This window comes from Binatus sp. (SeqCode), from assembly GCF_035272065.1.
In the GTDB taxonomy this organism is placed as follows: Bacteria; Desulfobacterota; Binatia; order Binatales; family Binataceae; genus Binatus.
The window spans coordinates 88,069-103,585 of the sequence record NZ_DATEQZ010000036.1 but is presented as its reverse complement, the minus strand read 5'-3'; the positions used below and the strand labels follow the sequence as shown (position 1 = coordinate 103,585).

Below are 15,517 nucleotides of genomic sequence, written 5' to 3'. Positions count from 1 at the left end.
GCGCGTGAGCGAGCTCGCGGCCTAGAGATTTCCGATCGCCGGTTCGAATAAGAAACGGGCCAGCGCTGCGAGAACGCCAGCCCGTCGCCGACCGGTAAAAGGGGGGGGGCAAAAACCCAGTCAGCGATCCCCAGTCCTACTCGAGCGGCGCGCGGGCGTCTATCGGCGCTTTCACGCCTTCCCGTTGAGAAACTTCTCCTCGAACTCGACGCGATTGATGCGCCACTGCATACCGCGACCCGGGTGATGCGCACCGGTCTGCGGGCCGAGCCTGCCGGTTTTCAGCCAGTGCTTGATCGTGGAGACTGAGTAGCCAAACAACTCGGCCGTCTCCTTAACCGAGAGCCAGGGTTTTCCGGCGAGTGGAGTATTCATCCCTCGTGCCTGCGGTTGTATTCCGCTAGGTGGATCTTGTCTCGGCCCTGGTCGTGCACGATACGCAGGACGCCGAGGCGGATCAGCGCCTGTGCAGAGGCACGGCTGATCCCGGCGATCCGGGCGAACTCGGGTACGGTCGCGGGCTCGGGGTGTTTGAACCGGACGGCGCCGGCCATGATGGTTTTTACGCTTGCCATTTCGTTCCTCCTGGGTAATTTGAAGGAACGATACTTCAAGAATCGGGCAAATGTCAACGGCCTCTATAGAGGCTGTGTTCGTCGGTAACACTTGCGCACGCCGACGCGCCCGCTAGACTACGAGGCATGGTCGAATTGAGCGAGCACTTGCGCAGGGCCCGGGCCAAACGGTGGAGGGGTAAGACGAAAGAGGAGAAGTCAGCCGAGATGGCCGCCGCCTCGCGCACGTATTGGGATGCCCTGTCGCCGGAGCAACGGTCGGCCGAGAATAAGCGGCGCGCGGCAAAGCGGAAGAAGTTTTGAGGCTACCGCGGCCGGCGCGGTCGCGGATAGCGTGGATGTGCTCTTTTCATACTTTCCTCATTGGCCGGCGCTTCACTTCGACGATTAAGGTTTCGCTGGTAGCGAGTGAGCCGCGCGTCTTTGCGAACGCGCGCCCCATGGTACCGGTGCCGACGCCGGCCTCCTTGGCGGCTTCGATACGCGCGCGATCCGGTTCTCGAACCAGTGCGGTATCCGCTGATACCAGACTGGCTTCGAATGTTCCGGCCTCGGTACGTGGCCTGAGCACAGCCGCATCGCTGCGCTTGGCATTGGCTTCCCTGCCCGTGTAGAGCGCAAAGCGTGCTGCCGGCGACAGCTCGCCCGGCTTGTGCCACACCCAGCGCCCGGACTCACCTGGTCGCACTGGCGGCACAAACTCGATATCCCACAGCGGCCCATCGCAAAAACGGCACGCGGCGAAATAGACCGGGAACCACTCGTAACAGGCCTTACAAACTGAGCATCCATCTTCAGGCAGCCGCATACTTCCTCCCTTCGCGGCGGAAACGGATTCGCGCTTTTCTGATCGTGGACTGGTCGCAGTTAAGCCGATCACCGATCGTCCTCGTTGTCTCACCAGCCGCCAACGCCGCGCGGACGTGGCGCAGCTGCTCCGGGCTCAGCCTTCGACGTCTCTTGACGCGACGACCAGCGAGGATCTGTCGCGCCTTCGCGCGCTGCCCGTCGGCATCGAGGCCAAGCATTTCGCAGACCAAGTCTAGTGAGCACGGCGATGGATCTGGCACCAAAAACCAATCCCGAAGGTCTACGAGCTCTACCCTGCGCTGCGGCGCAGTCCACGGTACTTCGTCTTCGTCGCGCAGCTGCTCGCCGTGCACTAGCGCGTTGAGATCCGCGAACGCCCGCCACAGGATCGCGCGAAATAATTTACGGGCTTGGGCGCGTTCGAACTCGGTCTCGTCCATCACCAGCCACCGCCCCAGCGCCCTCCGCGCGCGCGTTGTAGTCGCACGACGGAGCGGTCGCCGCTGTGATCGGGTCGCTCGCGCCAAGTGTTTGAACTGCCCTCGTAAAGCCGAGAGCGCGGGTCGCGCGCCGGCTCGAGCGGGCGCGGTGCTGGCAAAAATTCGTAAACTTGCCGCCCGGCGCCGTGCAGGTAGGTAAGCGCCTGGGTGAGTGCGTCGACCTGATCGTCGTGCTGCGAGGTCGGGAACGCGGTCGCCTCATCAATAAAGTCGGACAACCATTGCGCGCTATCGGGTAGGAACACACGGCCGCTTTCGACCAGCGGCGACACTGCGTGCGCGCGGCTGACTTTGTCGCCTTGCGGCTTGACCGGCAGCACCGGCAGGCGCGTCTCGGCCTTGAGGGACTGAATGAGCGACTGACCCGACGCCGCGTCCTCGATCAACACTGCGTGCGGCCGCCAGATCTCGGCCAGCGCTACGGCCTGGCGCTTGAGCTCGGGAAATTCAGCGCGCTCGCGCCATGTGTGGAGTAGGGCATAGCCGTTGTCGGTCTCGGCCCAGACTTGTAAGACTGAGAAGTCGGCGCTCTGCGTCGCCTTGAATGCTGTATCGAGGCTAAAGACTAACCGTCGATACTTCGGAGGCTCGCTATAGGTGCGCCACCACCCTCGCTGGAAGATCGCGCCCTGCTCGGGCGCCGGCCGCTGTTGGTACAGGGATGCCCAGGCCGCGGATCCTATTGCTTCACGAATTCGATCTAGCGTGTCGCGTGGAAACTTCTCAGGCCACAGGGGGTCACCTTCGTTGCGCCAACCTTCGTTGACTTCGGCGATTGCCGGCAGCGATAGGACTTTCCAGCCTTCAGACGAGTGCTCTTTAAGTAGCCATCCGACCAAGTCGGCCTCATGCCATCGCGTAGCGATCACGACGATCGCGCCGCCCGGCTCGAGACGCGTGTAAGCCGTGTTCTCGTACCAGCTCTGAAGCGAGCGCCGGAACGCGCTCGACCGCGCGTCCTCTGCCGATTTGATCGGGTCATCGATCAAAAGTAGGTCCGCGCCGCGCCCTGTCAGCGGCCCCCCGGCGCCGACGGCGTAGTACGCTCCGCCCTGCGTGAGGTGGAAGCGATGAACGCTGTCGCTGTCGTCGGTGATCGTGCAGTCGGAAAAGATCGCGCGGTGCAGCCCGTCGCTTACGAAACCACGGACACGCCGGCCAAAGTCCGAGGCCAGCTCCTGACCGTACGAGCTTGCGATGATCGACTTCGTAGGGTTGCGGCCGAGAAACCACGCGGGGAAAAGCGTCGAGGTGATAAGTGACTTTCCGTGCCGCGGCGGCATCGCGACGATGACGCGATCGAGTTCGCCGGCTTCGACACGCTCGAGCGTCTGAACTAGCTGCCGATGATGAGGCGCGAGCTCAAAGGGCGGCCAGAGAGCCGCAGCGTACGCAGCGAGATCGTTATGGGCCAGCTCAAGACTCAGGCTTTGATTCGGCATCTTCGATGCCCTCGCGCTGCTTACGTATCCGCGCGATCCGAGACGCTGCCATCTCGACCTGGATCGAGTGTGAGCCCGACGAAATCTCCGCCCTGGCCCTAGCCGTCATCCCGAGCTCACGTGAGAACTGAAGCTGCGCTCGGCGAAGACGCTGATAGAGGTCGGCTAGGGCGCGTGGTTCACCCTCGGCGTTCAATAGGCCATACGAGGGGTCGCGCAGCTTTTCGTACGCTAGCTCGCAGAGCACCTCGAGTTCCGCCCATGCTCTCACAGCGGGGCGGTCGGGTTCCTGTAGCCAAGGCAGGGCATTGAAAACTCTCCGCTGTTTCCGGCGAACTTTCTCGCAGCGAACCTTACGGCTAGGCGCTCGAGGCGTGGTCGTGGGTAGACTGTCCACTCAACTTCCCCAAGTCTCGGCGACTTCGATCACGATCCGGCTTGCCGTTGCATAGGGATGGGGCGCCGCCGTGTTGGTATCGACATACCCGCGCATGATAACCGTGCACTTGGTCGCCGGTCCGGTCAGTGTCGCGAGCGCTGCTTGCGCCGCAGTTATGGCGGCCGCAAAGTGGGCATTGAAGCCGGTAATCGCGGTCAAGTTCACTGCAGGTTGGTCAATATCCGTCACCGATGCCGCCGTCGCAGCACCTATCGCGCTGTTCACCGTCGCCTTTACTCCGGGCCCGAACACAATTCTCCAGCTCGCCATTTTTTACCTCTGCTTCGACTCAGTGAAAATGCCGGGGCAAGGGCCGGGGCGAACGAGGAAACCCCAGCCGGTCGGCGTCTTCGCTCGCCGTGCCCCGGCAAGTTGTGATGCCGAGGGGCCCGAGCCTGTGGCAAAACAGACTCGGGTTTCCGCGGCGTGTGCGGCGCGGCCTCGGCAAGGGTTGAGATGCCAGGGCGGCCCATCGCGGCCTGTATTTCCGCGAGGGTTTGTCAACGCAGCGATTTTCGTTGGCCCCGGCAAAGTTGTATTCACTTTTTGCGCGCCGGAAATTTCGGACGGAGCATGCGCCGCGGCACGCCGAGACCGGTCAAGTCTTTTCTCGCGTCATCCAGATCATCGTCACGGTCCTTGTCGGTCCGAACTTTCGTCGCACCGGCCGGCCGCGCGCCAGGACTGGCGTCGTAGGGTTCACTTGGATCGGCGTATTCGTAGGTGCCGTCGGTGTTGGGAAACGGCGAGATTTGCCTTTTTCCCGGATAGGGCTTCGCGTACGGTCCGGGCCCGTTCTCGCCGTGTAGGGCGCGGCCCACTATCGGATTTTTCTTCATCGCGGTAACCCGCTCGAGGTTAAGGCCAAGGCGATTAGCCACCTCGCGCTCAACTGCAGTTAGATTGACCATAATTCCCCCTTTTGGACTTGCGTTCTTTGTAAGCCGGCCCCCGGTATCGACGATCGGAATTGCGATCGAATTGATCGAGATCATTGCGGCCTCACATTCGGTCCTGAAAAATCAGAAAACGGACGCGCCGCCTGCTCCGCTTCGCGGCGTTCGGCATTCTCCGCTTCGGCGATCACGCGCTCGCTGGTGCATTGGGACATCCAATGTTCCTTTGAATAGCCGCTGGGTCGGAGCTCGTCGAAAAAGTCAGAGTAGCGGCCGATCGTGCGCTGGTCGGTAACTATCTGGCGATAGTTCACTTCACGAATGATCTCGCCGGGCCGCAGGAGATGGGCAAGCGCGCCGGTTTCGAAACCGTTCCAGCGAAATCGCTCGAACAGCCAGCCGCATCTTTTGACTTCGCTGGCGCCGGTGATCGGCTTAAGTAAACCCTCAGATCTCTCGTACTGGATGGTGCGCAACAGATCGAAACGGAAGGCGGTCACTAGCGGATCACAATCGCCGAAGCGGCCCGATTCGATTTTCTCTCCGAGCCGTGATTCCAGTTCTACTAGCCGATTGCCGATTATGCGCTCGAAGATGTCGTCTGGCATGTCGGCCTTAAGTTGCTCGACGATGGCCTCAACATCGGCAATTACCCGCCGCCTGGGATCTGACTCTCTCGCGTTGAGATGTCTTTTGAAGTCGTTCAAACGTTCCATTTTGGTTTCTCCTTCAAAATCAGAAGTCCGCCCGTTCGCGCCGGATATCCTCGATCGAGAGAATCTGGCGCAGCTCCTTCGCATGTTTGCGCAGCGTCTCCAACAGATCCGCGCTATCGGCGCCAGGCGGCAGATTGATGACCGGCGCATAGTTGATGGTCACCGGGCCGGCACCACGCGTCGACCTCGCGGTTTCCGCCGCGGCTGCAGCCGCTCTCGGCGTCGGAATTGGCTGCGTGAGCATACTCACCGGCCCGAACGACGGGAGCGCGGCTGCAGCAGGCACAGCCATCATGAGCGGCACTGCCAGCGCCATCGCCGCCGCCGCGGCGACTTTTTGCATCGCAGATGCCACTGGCGCAGGCTTGATCGTCTGCGCGATCGTTTCGACGATTTTCACGTGTCCGAGCTCCCGCAGCGGTCCTTCCTTGGCCGGCGAGAACGGCAGATAGGAGCGAATTTTCGAGGCGATCGTCTCGACCGCATGGACCGGCATCATCGCTACCGACGCAATACCGGCCGCGAGTTGCTTGATCAAGTTCGCCCCCGCGTCGTAGAGCTCGGGGATGAGGCGGCAAACAAGCGCGATCGCTGCGCTGAGCGGACTCGTCAGCATATAGCCGACGTTCGCCATCAGCCACGAGCCCACCGCCGAGAAGCCGGCCTTGATGCTGTCCCAATGCCGAATGATCTCAACGGCCGCGAACGCCACGACCGCGATAGTCGCCGTCACTGGAGCCGCGAGCAACGCCGCGCCAACCGCTAGCGCCGTCGCGACGCCCTTCCAATGGCTCTCTATGAATGCAGCTATGGACGCGATCGGCGCTGTCACCGCAGAGACGAAGCCGCCGAACAGCGCCTCGACAATGCGAAACGCAGCTGCGAACGGCGCGGCAAACGCCGACAAAACCACCCTGCCAACGGCTGAGATTGCGCCCCAGATTGCGCTCCAGTGCTCATAGATTTCGTATCCGGCGAGCGCGACCGCATCGATCAGAACCCCAAACGGTCCGAACACTGCAATCGCGAGAGCGCCAAACGCCGGCGCCATGTCGATAGCCAGCGCGCCCAGGCGCGAAAAAAACCCGGTGACTGCAGACCACGCGCTGCTGAACGCCGAACTAAAGCTCCCGCCTACAGCAGCGACGGCCGCGACCACCGCCGCGATGGCAACACCGATGCCTAGCACGGCCGCGACCGTGCCGGCGATTGGCGCGACCATACTAGCAACGACGAGAATCGCGCCCGCAAACATCGCAGCGCCGCCGACAACTAGGGCCAGCGCCGCGCCGAGCGCCGTAAAAAGGACGATAAACTTTGTGAGTGCCGGGTGAGCGCTGGTGAAATTCACGATCGCGGTTACGATGCTGCCGAGCGCGCCCAGAAATTTCATCGCGGCCGGAAAGAGCGCCGTGCCGATGACGATCTCAAGCGCCTGGAGTTTATTTGTGAAGATCGCCCATTGCTGCGCCGGCGACGACTCCATCCGCTTCTGGAACTCCGCAGCTGCGCCATTCACATGGTCCAGCTGCGCCCGCATATCTTCCATCTCGGCAGGATCGAGCAGCAACGCGCGCAAACCGCGCAAGCCAAATGTTTTTTGAATCTCCTGAAGGACGCCGGTCGGTATTGCCTGCATCGAGCCATAGAGTCCGATGAAATGTTTTCGGATCTGCTCGAGCGAATGCATGTAGTCGAGGCCGCCCTCTTTATTGTGCACGAGAGCGATCCCGAGGTTCTGGGACATCTTCAACACGCCATGCAGCGACTCCTCAAACGCGGCACCCGCAAGGCTGCCAGTGAGGCCGTGGCGCGTGAAGTCGGCCAACGTCGCAGCAAGGTCCTTCATGCCTTCGGTCGTGCCCATGCCAGCGGCCAGCGCTGTCGGAGTGGCGAGCTCGAGCTGGCTGCGGAATTCTTCGACGTCCTTGTAATCGAACGCCGAGGTCGTCTTGGCCATGATGTCGCCAAGCATCTGGAAATTTTCTTGCGCCGATTTCGCCGGGTCTTTGAAGTTCAGATAGGCTAAGTTCAGGGTGCGTTGGGTCGCTTCCATGTCGCCGCCGAGGCCAATCGCGAGTGACGCCGCAGTATTCATCGACTGGATGGCGGTCGCCATGTCGAAGCCGGCACTCTTGCCCAAATAGAGTTGCTTGAGCGCCTGCTCCTGGCTTATCGCGTGCTGCATCGAGTATGCAGCCGCTGCCTTCTGGGCCATCGCCAGTTCCTGCAACCCGGCTGCGCCCGCCGGTACGACGTTGCCGAGCCGGTTCACTTGCTCCTGCACCGCGCTGGCGGCTTCCATCGTCTTTATGAGCCCATAGCCCACGGCCGCGCCCGCACCGGCGATCCCGGCACCGAATGCCATCATGTGGCCGCCAGCTTCGCGCATGCCTGCGGTGGATCGGACAGCGCGATTCATCCCCTCGAGCTGCTTCTGTAGGGCGGCAATCGGACGTGACGCGGCGTCGATGGCGGTGAGCTTGATGAAAAGTTCGGCGAGGTTACTCATCTAGGATGCTCAATCTTTCGGCGGCCATGCCTGCGCCCGCGGCTATGTTCGCGCGAGTCGCCTCGATAATCGCCCGAAATTGACGGGCTAAAGTCGCTTCGTCTTCCGGCCGGCAGCCGCGGTACCCCTGCCTGAAGATCTTCAAGGTCCGGTCGAGCGTCTGGCGCATCTCGAGGTGCAGCGCGACGAGCTCGCGATAAACTTCGCGCAAGGATTGTGTGTCAGTCGCCATTTCGTCGCTTTCGTTCATTAGCAGGTTGCGCGCGTGCGAAAATTCGACGCAAAAGCGACCCCGCTCTTTTCGCGACGCTCACGCTGCCACCCTGCGCGGACGCGGCGACGATAAAGCATCGCGTCGCGCCAGCGCCGCCCGACGCGCGGCCTGAATCGCGCCGAGCCTATCTTTCCCGATGCGCACAATCGCCGCGGCCGCCTCTCGCACGCCGACACGATGCAAGCGTAAGAGCTCGAAAAGCCCGGGCGATTCAAAGTAGATCATCGCCAAATCACAAAGCGCCATATGGTAGTCTCCGGCCAGGCGGCCGGTGCGGATGCCTCGGAGGATGTCAGCGCGCAGAAACGCCTGCGCGATCGAGTCGCCCACGTCGTGCCGGATGACGTGTTCAATCATCCGATCGTGGTCGCCGTCGTAGTGCTCCGCGAGCCAACAGCACCCACAGAGTTCGGCGCCGTCTTCAATTGGGCACACCCATACGCCCTGGCCCGGGTGGCCGTTTAGCATTGTCGCGAACGGCAGCAGGCAGTCCGCGCAGAAAGGCCAAGAGTTATCCTCGCTGACCACTATGCCAGACGTGTAGTAGTCCTCATCGCTGGTGCGCGAGATCCGGCCGAAGCGACGCTCGTGCTCAACCAGCCGGTCGAAGACGCGGCGTGGCATCGGTGCTCCTTCATAGAAGCTGTTCTGCTTAGGGTCGTCGCCCAGCTGCACCCAAATATCGCCCAGAACAATCGGGCCCTCCGACTCGCGCACCTGATAGAGCTGGTGGTTGCGCCGCCAAAGATCATTCAGCTCGGCGCGCAAGTCGTTTCGCGCCGTTTTGGAACGCGCTGGTTGTGGTATTGTTGAATTCACTCTCACTCTCTCCTCTCGTTTGGACGGTCGTGCCCTTGCCGGGGCGCGGCCGTCGTCGTTTCTTACTGCTTTACCGCCGGGCTGTACGGCGACGGCTCAGTCACGCGACCTTTGCGGTCTACCGAAACGACCAACCCATTTCGTTTACGGACACTAAAAGAGTGTGCGAAGTCCGGGATGACCTGATCACCCTCCTCAAGGACGCTAAACATCTTGTCAAGTTCTGCGTCATTAGGCTGGAAGTAGCCCGTTTTTTGCATGAACCAGGTGCGATAGTTCGCGCGTTGGATTATTAGGGCGGGAACCTCCTTCAACGAGATCTCCCGCTCGACTTTCATCTGTTCCGCAATGCCCTGGCGCTGCCGTAGCAGTGCCACGACCTCCGCTCGATGGTCGGCGGCCCATTCCAGCGCACGATCAACGGCCGCGGCGTCGCCGCCTGTGGCTGCGATAGTTCGTTTCTCCGGCTTGATCGCTAAGGTCACACCTTGCTCGCGTTCCATTAGTTCCAGTTCTTCCATAGTCACGTTCAGATCTCCTTGGTTGTTTTTTTGTTGACTGCGCGCCAACGCTCGACAGGCCGGCCGCCAGTTTTTTCATGCGAAAATTCCGCAAGTTTGTGGGCCAAGAGCGTCGTCAACGCTCGCTCGATCCGTGCTGCGCTAAGGTTTCGAGCAAACAGATTGTTTATGTCGGTTCGCGACAACCCCGCCGGCTGCGAGCGCAGTGCGGAAAGGACTGCGTCCGCATCGGGATCGCCGAGGGCGTCCTTAAAAATTAGCTCGGCGCTCTGCCGCGAATACGTCCACAACGCCACCGCGGCAATGAGGTGTTCTCCCCGTATCTCGCGCGAGCAGTCTAGGGTCGCGTAAACCGCGGCAAGCCGCAGCACCTGCGCTTCTGCGCGCGCCGTGATTGCACCCAAGATCCCGGGGCGGTCGGCGCTTAATTCGTGATAAATGTCGGACCATATTTTTCGCGCCTCGGCCGAGAGCTCGATCTGTCCGCCGCGCCGCGCGAACTCGAGGGCTGCCTGAGTTTTAGTAACCAGGTCAGAGACTTCGCGCGCGTCGGGGTTCGTCGAGTGGGGAAGCTCTTTCGAACGCCGTACCAAGAACCAAATAAATCGATTGCCGAAACCATTTGCCTGAGCGGTGGACGTGAAAGTCCGCCTTAGTTCGTCGTTCGTAATGTGCCCAATGATGCTCACGTGCGGATTACTCGCGCGCATAGGCGAGTTCTTCGCCAACGTACACAAGGTTTCCGCATCCCACGTCCGCCGAATAGTTTCAGACGAAGTGTTGGCTTGGCGCTCGCACGCCTTCAGCAGCGCTGAAAATTCACTCTCGATAATTTGGAGTCGCTTATCGGACACGCCGGGATCTTCCACGAAGACTTCGAACTCGCCCGTGTGCCGCCCTTTTTGTTTGAGGGCTTCCGCGCGCTCAATGGGATCGCGAAGGTGGAAAATTATTCCCTCGCCGGACACGACTCCCCCTTTGTTGCAGTTTCGCACCCAATCCGGGTCGGCCTGCTCGAGCACCGAGCGCACGCGCTTTTCGGAAGTCCCTTTTCTTGATTTTGCAGTCTTCCCAACGAGTACGATAAACAGGTTCAGCTGATGGCGGGCACCGTCGACGAAAAGGTGGGGCGAACCGCCGACTGCGTTCCCGAAGCCCGTGAGAAACTGCGCTAGCAGGGCGATCGGATCGGCCTCGGTATGCGGTCCAAAGAGCGCGCTGAAGCGGCCCGCGATCCCGTGATAAGCGGCCGGGTCTAACTCAGGCCAGGCGCTCACTTGCCCCGCCTACTCGCGATGAAGCGCTCGAGGCCCACTGCGCTGTAGCGAACCTGTCCATCGAGCCGAACGACGAACGGCAGCCGCTTCGTGCGGCGATAGAGCCATTGACGATCCACGCCCAATTTCTGAGCCGCCTCGTCTACATCGAGCAGGTGATCCTCACCCGCACGCGCCGAACCCGCGAGCAACGCGGCGAGCCTGGTCTGTGCGGCCGCCAGCCGGCATAGCAACGCCGCGATGTCGTCAGGCCGCAGGGATTCGAGATCCGCGCCCTCAAGGATCGCGTCGAGACCGATCATCGGCGCGCCTCGAGCCAGGCTTCGACGTCGGACTCGCGCCAGGCCAGCCTGCGCGGTGAAAGATGCAGCGCGGGCGGAAAGTGGCCCTGAGCTATCCAGCGCCACACGGTACTTCGGTGTGGGTTGCCGACGCGCCGGAGTACCTCGTCGAGCCGAAGGAGCGTCGGCCTTTCGTTGTCCGTTGTCTTGCCCATGTGCGCAGGGTCGCATATTTTGCACGTGCGTTAATTTGCTTGAACGTGCGTGCCTATTTTGACCCTGCCACTATTGATGTTTAGCGAGTTATTGGCTAAGCTAATTTTGTGAGTCGCGGGCTTTCGAGTTTACAGCAATTCATGTTGCGCGCTGCTTGGCAGAGACGTCGAAACGGGGCGTGCCGGAACCAATGGGCCCATTTGTTTTATCATCAGGTGCGCGAGCGCTTCCCGACCGACATGGCGACCATTCGCCGCGCGGCGCGCCGGCTGGAAGCGCGAGGTTTGGCTTGGCGCATTCGCGGGCAGGGTTTGGCTTGGCGCGGTCGCGGGCACGGCCTGGTAGGAATCGAATTGACTGAAAGAGGTGCAAGGCTCGCGGGAAACCTACCGCCAGCACACGATCTTCAACGCCCACGGAGGTTGGAAACTTATGAGTAACAAGCACGGCTCTGGCTCGCTCTACCTGCGCGGGACAACTTGGTGGATACGATACAGCCACCGCGGCGCCGAATTCCGCGAATCGAGCGGAAGCGAATCCGAAACCGTCGCGCGTCGACTACTCAACGCCCGGATCAAAGAGACCGGCAAGCGCGGCGGGCGGTTCCTCGGACAAGCTGAAGAACGGCTCCGCTTCGACGATCTGGCCGACATGCTCCGCAATGACTACGTGGTGAACAACCGGCGATCCCTGCGCCGGGTTAAGGTGGGCCTGAAGCAGCTGGCTAACTATTTCGGCCTAGATCGCGCCGTCGATATCACCACCGATCGCGTCGGCTCGTACATCGTCCAACGCCGTAAGGACGGTGCCGCGAACGCGACCATCAACAGAGAACTCAGCGCACTCAAACGTGCATTCAAGATCGCGGTCGATGCGGAGCGGCTATCACGCGCGCCGCATATCTCGATGCTCGAGGAACAAAACGCGCGGCAAGGGTTCTTAGAGCACGGCCAATTTCTAGCGCTTCACGCCGAGCTGCCCGACGATCTGAAAGATCCGATCGAGTTTCTCTATCGGAGCGGATGGCGCGTCGGCGAAATGAAAACGCTCGAATGGGCCGACGTCGATCTGGCTGGCCAAGCGGTGCGGCTACCGCCGGCGAAGTCGAAGAACGCGGACGGCCGCACATTGCCGTTGTCGGGCCCGCTCACTGATGTTATCGCGCGCGCCAGCGAAAGGCGGCGCCTGGACTGCCCCTACGTGTTCTTGATCAACGGCCGGCCGATCGCTGACTTCCGCGCAGCTTGGGATGCCGCGCGCACGGCCGCTGGCCTCGGCCACTTACTTGTCCACGACCTGCGCCGCAGCGCCGTCCGGAACATGATCCGCGGGCGCGTTCCTGAGCGCGTGGCGATGGCGATCAGCGGCCATAAGACGCGGTCGATGTTCGATCGCTACAACATCGTCAGTGAGTCCGACTTGCGCGACGCCATGCAACAGCGGGACGAGTATTTAGACTCGAGGCCGACCGATCCGAAAGTGGTGCCGCTCGTTCGAACGCGTAAGCGATCCCGAAAGTGATCTGAGCTGAGCGCCGCTTTCGTCCCCAGCCGCGGACCACACAATTCCCGCACAGCGCTGAAATAAGCCTTATATATCAATGGCTTATATGGGCGCAGTGGATTACTTATCCGCCGGAAATGCTCAGTTAAGCAAAGTACGTGCCAAAAAGCTTTGGGTGGGATGGCCTTTTAGTTTTTGTCGCCGACACGATAACCCCGCGTGGCTCCGGGGGTTTTTTACTTATTTCGTTAAATTCGTTTATTTCGTAATTACAGTAAACGCAGACACGCGGATGAGTGCCGTTCCCAACCCGCGTGCTGGTCCGTCCTTCTTACTTTATATCAACTACTTTTTTCGTTTTTCTCGTATATAGAATAGAGAAAGGATAGGGGTCACCAGGCCAAGGGCCGGGCACGCCCGCTATGGTCGCAGAAATATAGAAAGTTCAAAGTACGAAATAAACGAATTTGACGAAATAAGCCGAAACCGCTCGATGATCTTGCGTCCAGGCGAACCGCCGAGCTGGGCTGGGCGAAAAGCGCAATTACGAATTAAACGAATGAAACGAAATAAGGTCCAACAGCAGTGTTCGCTGTACAGGTTTTGTGCGGGTGCTGTTGACTACAGGGTGTGAACGGCTACATGGCGCCTATCAAAAAACCCTTATTTCGCGGGCCGTTTTAGTCAATGGTCGTTATGCGTATCGTGTAAGATCGGACTTAAAATCCTCTGGGGCGAAAGCCCCGTGCGGGTTCGAGTCCCGCCCCCGGCACCAATTAGGTGAGTTTGCTGGACCCACGTCGCATCTGCTCGAAAAACTTCTTCACCGTTAATCGAATCGCGCCGACTGGAGCTGAAAATCGCGAGGTTCAAGGAGGTCGCGGCAGAATCAATCAACGGCCGGCAGGTTTTGAGAACTGGAACCTGAATATCATCGCTTTTCGCCTGGCGGTGCGCCATCATTCTCAGTGCTATGTGGGATGCCTTGGAACGTCTTCAAAGGGCCGTCGTTGAGCAGTGGGCTGGCTTGTCGGGGGACGAGAAGTCGGTTGCCATGTTCCTCGCCTTGCCAGTGTTGTTTTATTTCGGAAAGAACTCGGAGAGTTATCTGGTCAATGCGATTTCAGCACTGATTGGAGTTGCGGTCGTGGCCTGGTTGGTCATTAACTTGTTCAAGGCCGCTTGAGATTTTCGACCGACCGAGCGCCATGCTTATCGTCGCCGCCTCCAAACTGTGTTCCACGCAATCGCTAGATGAGGAGTAAGCATTCCAGTCCGTATTCCGAGGGAGGAGCCGTACGCAAAATGCTCCGTGGGTTCGAGTCCCGCCCCCCGGCATTGAGCGAAATGCTTCGGCGTCGCGCTAGAGCATCAGTTGCGGCGGTCGAAGCCGACGACGTTGATGTGGAAACCTTCGCCGCGGCTGAGCAGGTCGGAATAAGTACTGCGCCCGAATCGTCGAAAAAACGGACGCGGTTGGTTTCGAGAAACGAAGATCCGGCCGACGCGAAATTGCCGCGCGAACTCAATTAGTTCGCCGACCACGTCGGACGATTTGAGCCGGATGATTTTCGCCCCGAAGTAGCTCGCGAGGATGACGTCGTCGAGCAGCGTGCCAGCCTGGACCCTTCCAAATCGAGTGCGCGGCGAATCGACCAGAACAGCGTAGAACTCGCCGTGATTTTCGCGCGCCGCGCGCCGAGCCTTGCGCAACAGATCGCCATTGCCCGAACTGCGCGAATTGAGACAAGCGACAACAGCGGTCTTCGGTAATTCATGCGGAGCTCGAGCAGAGGGCTCGACGCGATTTGTCCGATCGATCTCGACCAGTCTTAGACCCGGCTGAGCCATCGGGTCGGCATGCGAACGCCGCAATGAGATAACGCTGGCCATACTGCTGTAATCAGCATCAAGTATGCCGCCCAGAACTCACACGCCGGTGAACGATTTCTTTTGCGCGCACCGGCCAGACCTTTCAAATCACCGCATTGCCTCATTTCAATTTGAAATGACCGCCGGAGAGGCCAAAACTCGGGGTGGTGCATCTTTTCCTTGAATTTGCACAAGAATCCGCTCGTTACGTGGAGCCGCGGCCGGCAAACTAGGCACGCCTTGCATTGGCATGGTAAATGCGGGAATCTTTAGATATGAAATCGCATGGAGGCCAACGAACTACTCTGCAACGTTTAAAGAAGGTTAAGTCTCTTTCGCTGGTTCAAACGAAGAAACCGCTGGTGCTTGAAGGACGAACGGACATGGGAAAATCGTTGCTGAAACAATTTCAGGGATTGGATGGTCGTCATCTGATCGACGCCTTGATCGCGCAGCCGCTGGTCCGCGACAAGGATTTGGCGGCGTTGGTCGCGGCGGCTGAAGCTGGAAGAGGTGCCAGCAGGGACGAATCTCATTCGGCAGGGTGCGTCGGACACCGACCTCTTTCTGATTCTGGACGGCGCGTTTTCGGTTGCGATCGACGGGCGCATCGCGGCCCGCAAGAAAGCCGGCGAGCACGTCGGTGAAATGTCCGTTGTCGATCCGGGCAAACATCGATCCGCTTCGGTCATCGCGACATCCGATTCGATCGTCGCGCGAATTGCGGAACCCGACTTTTTGGCGCTCGCCGACCGGTATCCCAGGCTCTGGCGGAGAATCGCGCTCGAACTGGCGAGCCGGCTGCGCAACGAATATACCGCTGAGCACCCGCGAGAGAAAGCGGGACGCGCCGCTTAGTCAAAC

19 protein-coding genes are annotated in these 15,517 nt (G+C 60.4%); 3 read left to right on the top strand and 16 right to left on the bottom strand.

From position 1 onward, the window contains the following. Positions 1-171 precede the first annotated feature (171 nt). The 15 genes from VJX68_RS06390 to VJX68_RS06320 all read right to left on the bottom strand — a co-directional run bounded on the left by VJX68_RS06390 (position 172) and on the right by VJX68_RS06320 (position 11,277). Positions 172-375, bottom strand: a complete 204-nt coding sequence (locus VJX68_RS06390) for a helix-turn-helix domain-containing protein (RefSeq protein WP_324094834.1) — start codon at positions 373-375, stop codon at positions 172-174. Continuing rightward, the gene (locus VJX68_RS06385) at positions 372-575 is read right to left on the bottom strand and encodes a hypothetical protein (protein WP_324094833.1); all 204 of its coding nucleotides are present in this window, start codon (positions 573-575) and stop codon (positions 372-374) included. Before VJX68_RS06385 ends, VJX68_RS06390 begins: the two co-directional genes overlap by 4 nt. Before the next feature lie 349 nt (positions 576-924). After that, entirely contained in the window at positions 925-1,383 is a 459-nt protein-coding gene (locus VJX68_RS06380) for a hypothetical protein (protein WP_324094832.1), read from the bottom strand. Next, complete coding sequence (locus VJX68_RS06375; RefSeq protein ID WP_324094831.1) at positions 1,370-1,825, bottom strand: hypothetical protein; 456 nt, start codon at positions 1,823-1,825, stop codon at positions 1,370-1,372. The genes VJX68_RS06380 and VJX68_RS06375 overlap by 14 nt, the downstream gene beginning before the upstream one ends. Beyond that, positions 1,825-3,327, bottom strand: a complete 1,503-nt coding sequence (gene terL, locus VJX68_RS06370) for a phage terminase large subunit (RefSeq protein ID WP_324094830.1) — start codon at positions 3,325-3,327, stop codon at positions 1,825-1,827. The genes VJX68_RS06375 and terL overlap by 1 nt, the downstream gene beginning before the upstream one ends. Before the next feature lie 397 nt (positions 3,328-3,724). Then, on the bottom strand, positions 3,725-4,036 hold the full coding sequence (locus tag VJX68_RS06365) for a hypothetical protein (RefSeq protein WP_324094829.1): 312 nt from the start codon (positions 4,034-4,036) through the stop codon (positions 3,725-3,727). A gap of 269 nt (positions 4,037-4,305) precedes the next feature. Next, on the bottom strand, positions 4,306-4,647 hold the full coding sequence (locus VJX68_RS06360) for a hypothetical protein (RefSeq protein WP_324094828.1): 342 nt from the start codon (positions 4,645-4,647) through the stop codon (positions 4,306-4,308). Positions 4,648-4,757: 110 nt separating this feature from the next. Continuing rightward, positions 4,758-5,462, bottom strand: a complete 705-nt coding sequence (locus VJX68_RS06355; protein ID WP_324094827.1) for a hypothetical protein — start codon at positions 5,460-5,462, stop codon at positions 4,758-4,760. Further along, positions 5,398-7,890 carry a phage tail tape measure protein gene (locus tag VJX68_RS06350; RefSeq protein WP_324094826.1) on the bottom strand — a complete coding sequence of 831 codons (2,493 nt, stop codon included), beginning with the start codon at positions 7,888-7,890 and terminating at the stop codon, positions 5,398-5,400. The genes VJX68_RS06355 and VJX68_RS06350 overlap by 65 nt, the downstream gene beginning before the upstream one ends. After that, positions 7,883-8,140 (bottom strand): hypothetical protein, encoded by a 258-nt coding sequence (locus VJX68_RS06345; protein ID WP_324094825.1) that lies wholly within the window; start codon positions 8,138-8,140, stop codon positions 7,883-7,885. The genes VJX68_RS06350 and VJX68_RS06345 overlap by 8 nt, the downstream gene beginning before the upstream one ends. A 60-nt stretch (positions 8,141-8,200) precedes the next feature. After that, complete coding sequence (locus VJX68_RS06340) at positions 8,201-8,983, bottom strand: hypothetical protein (RefSeq protein ID WP_324094824.1); 783 nt, start codon at positions 8,981-8,983, stop codon at positions 8,201-8,203. 62 nt (positions 8,984-9,045) lie between these two features. Beyond that, positions 9,046-9,504, bottom strand: coding sequence for a hypothetical protein (locus VJX68_RS06335; RefSeq protein WP_324094823.1), 459 nt, complete (start codon positions 9,502-9,504; stop codon positions 9,046-9,048). 8 nt (positions 9,505-9,512) lie between these two features. Further along, positions 9,513-10,781, bottom strand: coding sequence for a YfjI family protein (locus tag VJX68_RS06330; protein ID WP_324094822.1), 1,269 nt, complete (start codon positions 10,779-10,781; stop codon positions 9,513-9,515). After that, the gene (locus tag VJX68_RS06325) at positions 10,778-11,083 is read right to left on the bottom strand and encodes a helix-turn-helix domain-containing protein (RefSeq protein WP_324094821.1); all 306 of its coding nucleotides are present in this window, start codon (positions 11,081-11,083) and stop codon (positions 10,778-10,780) included. The genes VJX68_RS06330 and VJX68_RS06325 overlap by 4 nt, the downstream gene beginning before the upstream one ends. Beyond that, complete coding sequence (locus VJX68_RS06320) at positions 11,080-11,277, bottom strand: helix-turn-helix transcriptional regulator (protein ID WP_324094820.1); 198 nt, start codon at positions 11,275-11,277, stop codon at positions 11,080-11,082. Before VJX68_RS06320 ends, VJX68_RS06325 begins: the two co-directional genes overlap by 4 nt. 433 nt (positions 11,278-11,710) lie before the next feature. Between VJX68_RS06320 and VJX68_RS06315 the strand changes: the two genes are divergently transcribed. Both VJX68_RS06315 and VJX68_RS06310 read left to right on the top strand, forming a co-directional pair. Next, a complete protein-coding gene (locus tag VJX68_RS06315; protein ID WP_324094819.1) occupies positions 11,711-12,799 on the top strand; it encodes a tyrosine-type recombinase/integrase in 1,089 nt (362 codons plus the stop codon). A gap of 967 nt (positions 12,800-13,766) precedes the next feature. Beyond that, positions 13,767-13,967 carry a hypothetical protein gene (locus VJX68_RS06310; RefSeq protein WP_324094818.1) on the top strand — a complete coding sequence of 67 codons (201 nt, stop codon included), beginning with the start codon at positions 13,767-13,769 and terminating at the stop codon, positions 13,965-13,967. A 185-nt stretch (positions 13,968-14,152) separates the two neighbouring features. Here the strand turns inward: VJX68_RS06310 and VJX68_RS06305 are convergent, their stop codons facing one another. Continuing rightward, entirely contained in the window at positions 14,153-14,674 is a 522-nt protein-coding gene (locus tag VJX68_RS06305) for an adenine nucleotide alpha hydrolase family protein (RefSeq protein WP_324094817.1), read from the bottom strand. A gap of 492 nt (positions 14,675-15,166) precedes the next feature. Between VJX68_RS06305 and VJX68_RS06300 the strand changes: the two genes are divergently transcribed. Next, positions 15,167-15,511, top strand: coding sequence for a Crp/Fnr family transcriptional regulator (locus VJX68_RS06300; RefSeq protein WP_324094816.1), 345 nt, complete (start codon positions 15,167-15,169; stop codon positions 15,509-15,511). The last annotated feature ends 6 nt before the right edge of the window (positions 15,512-15,517 follow it).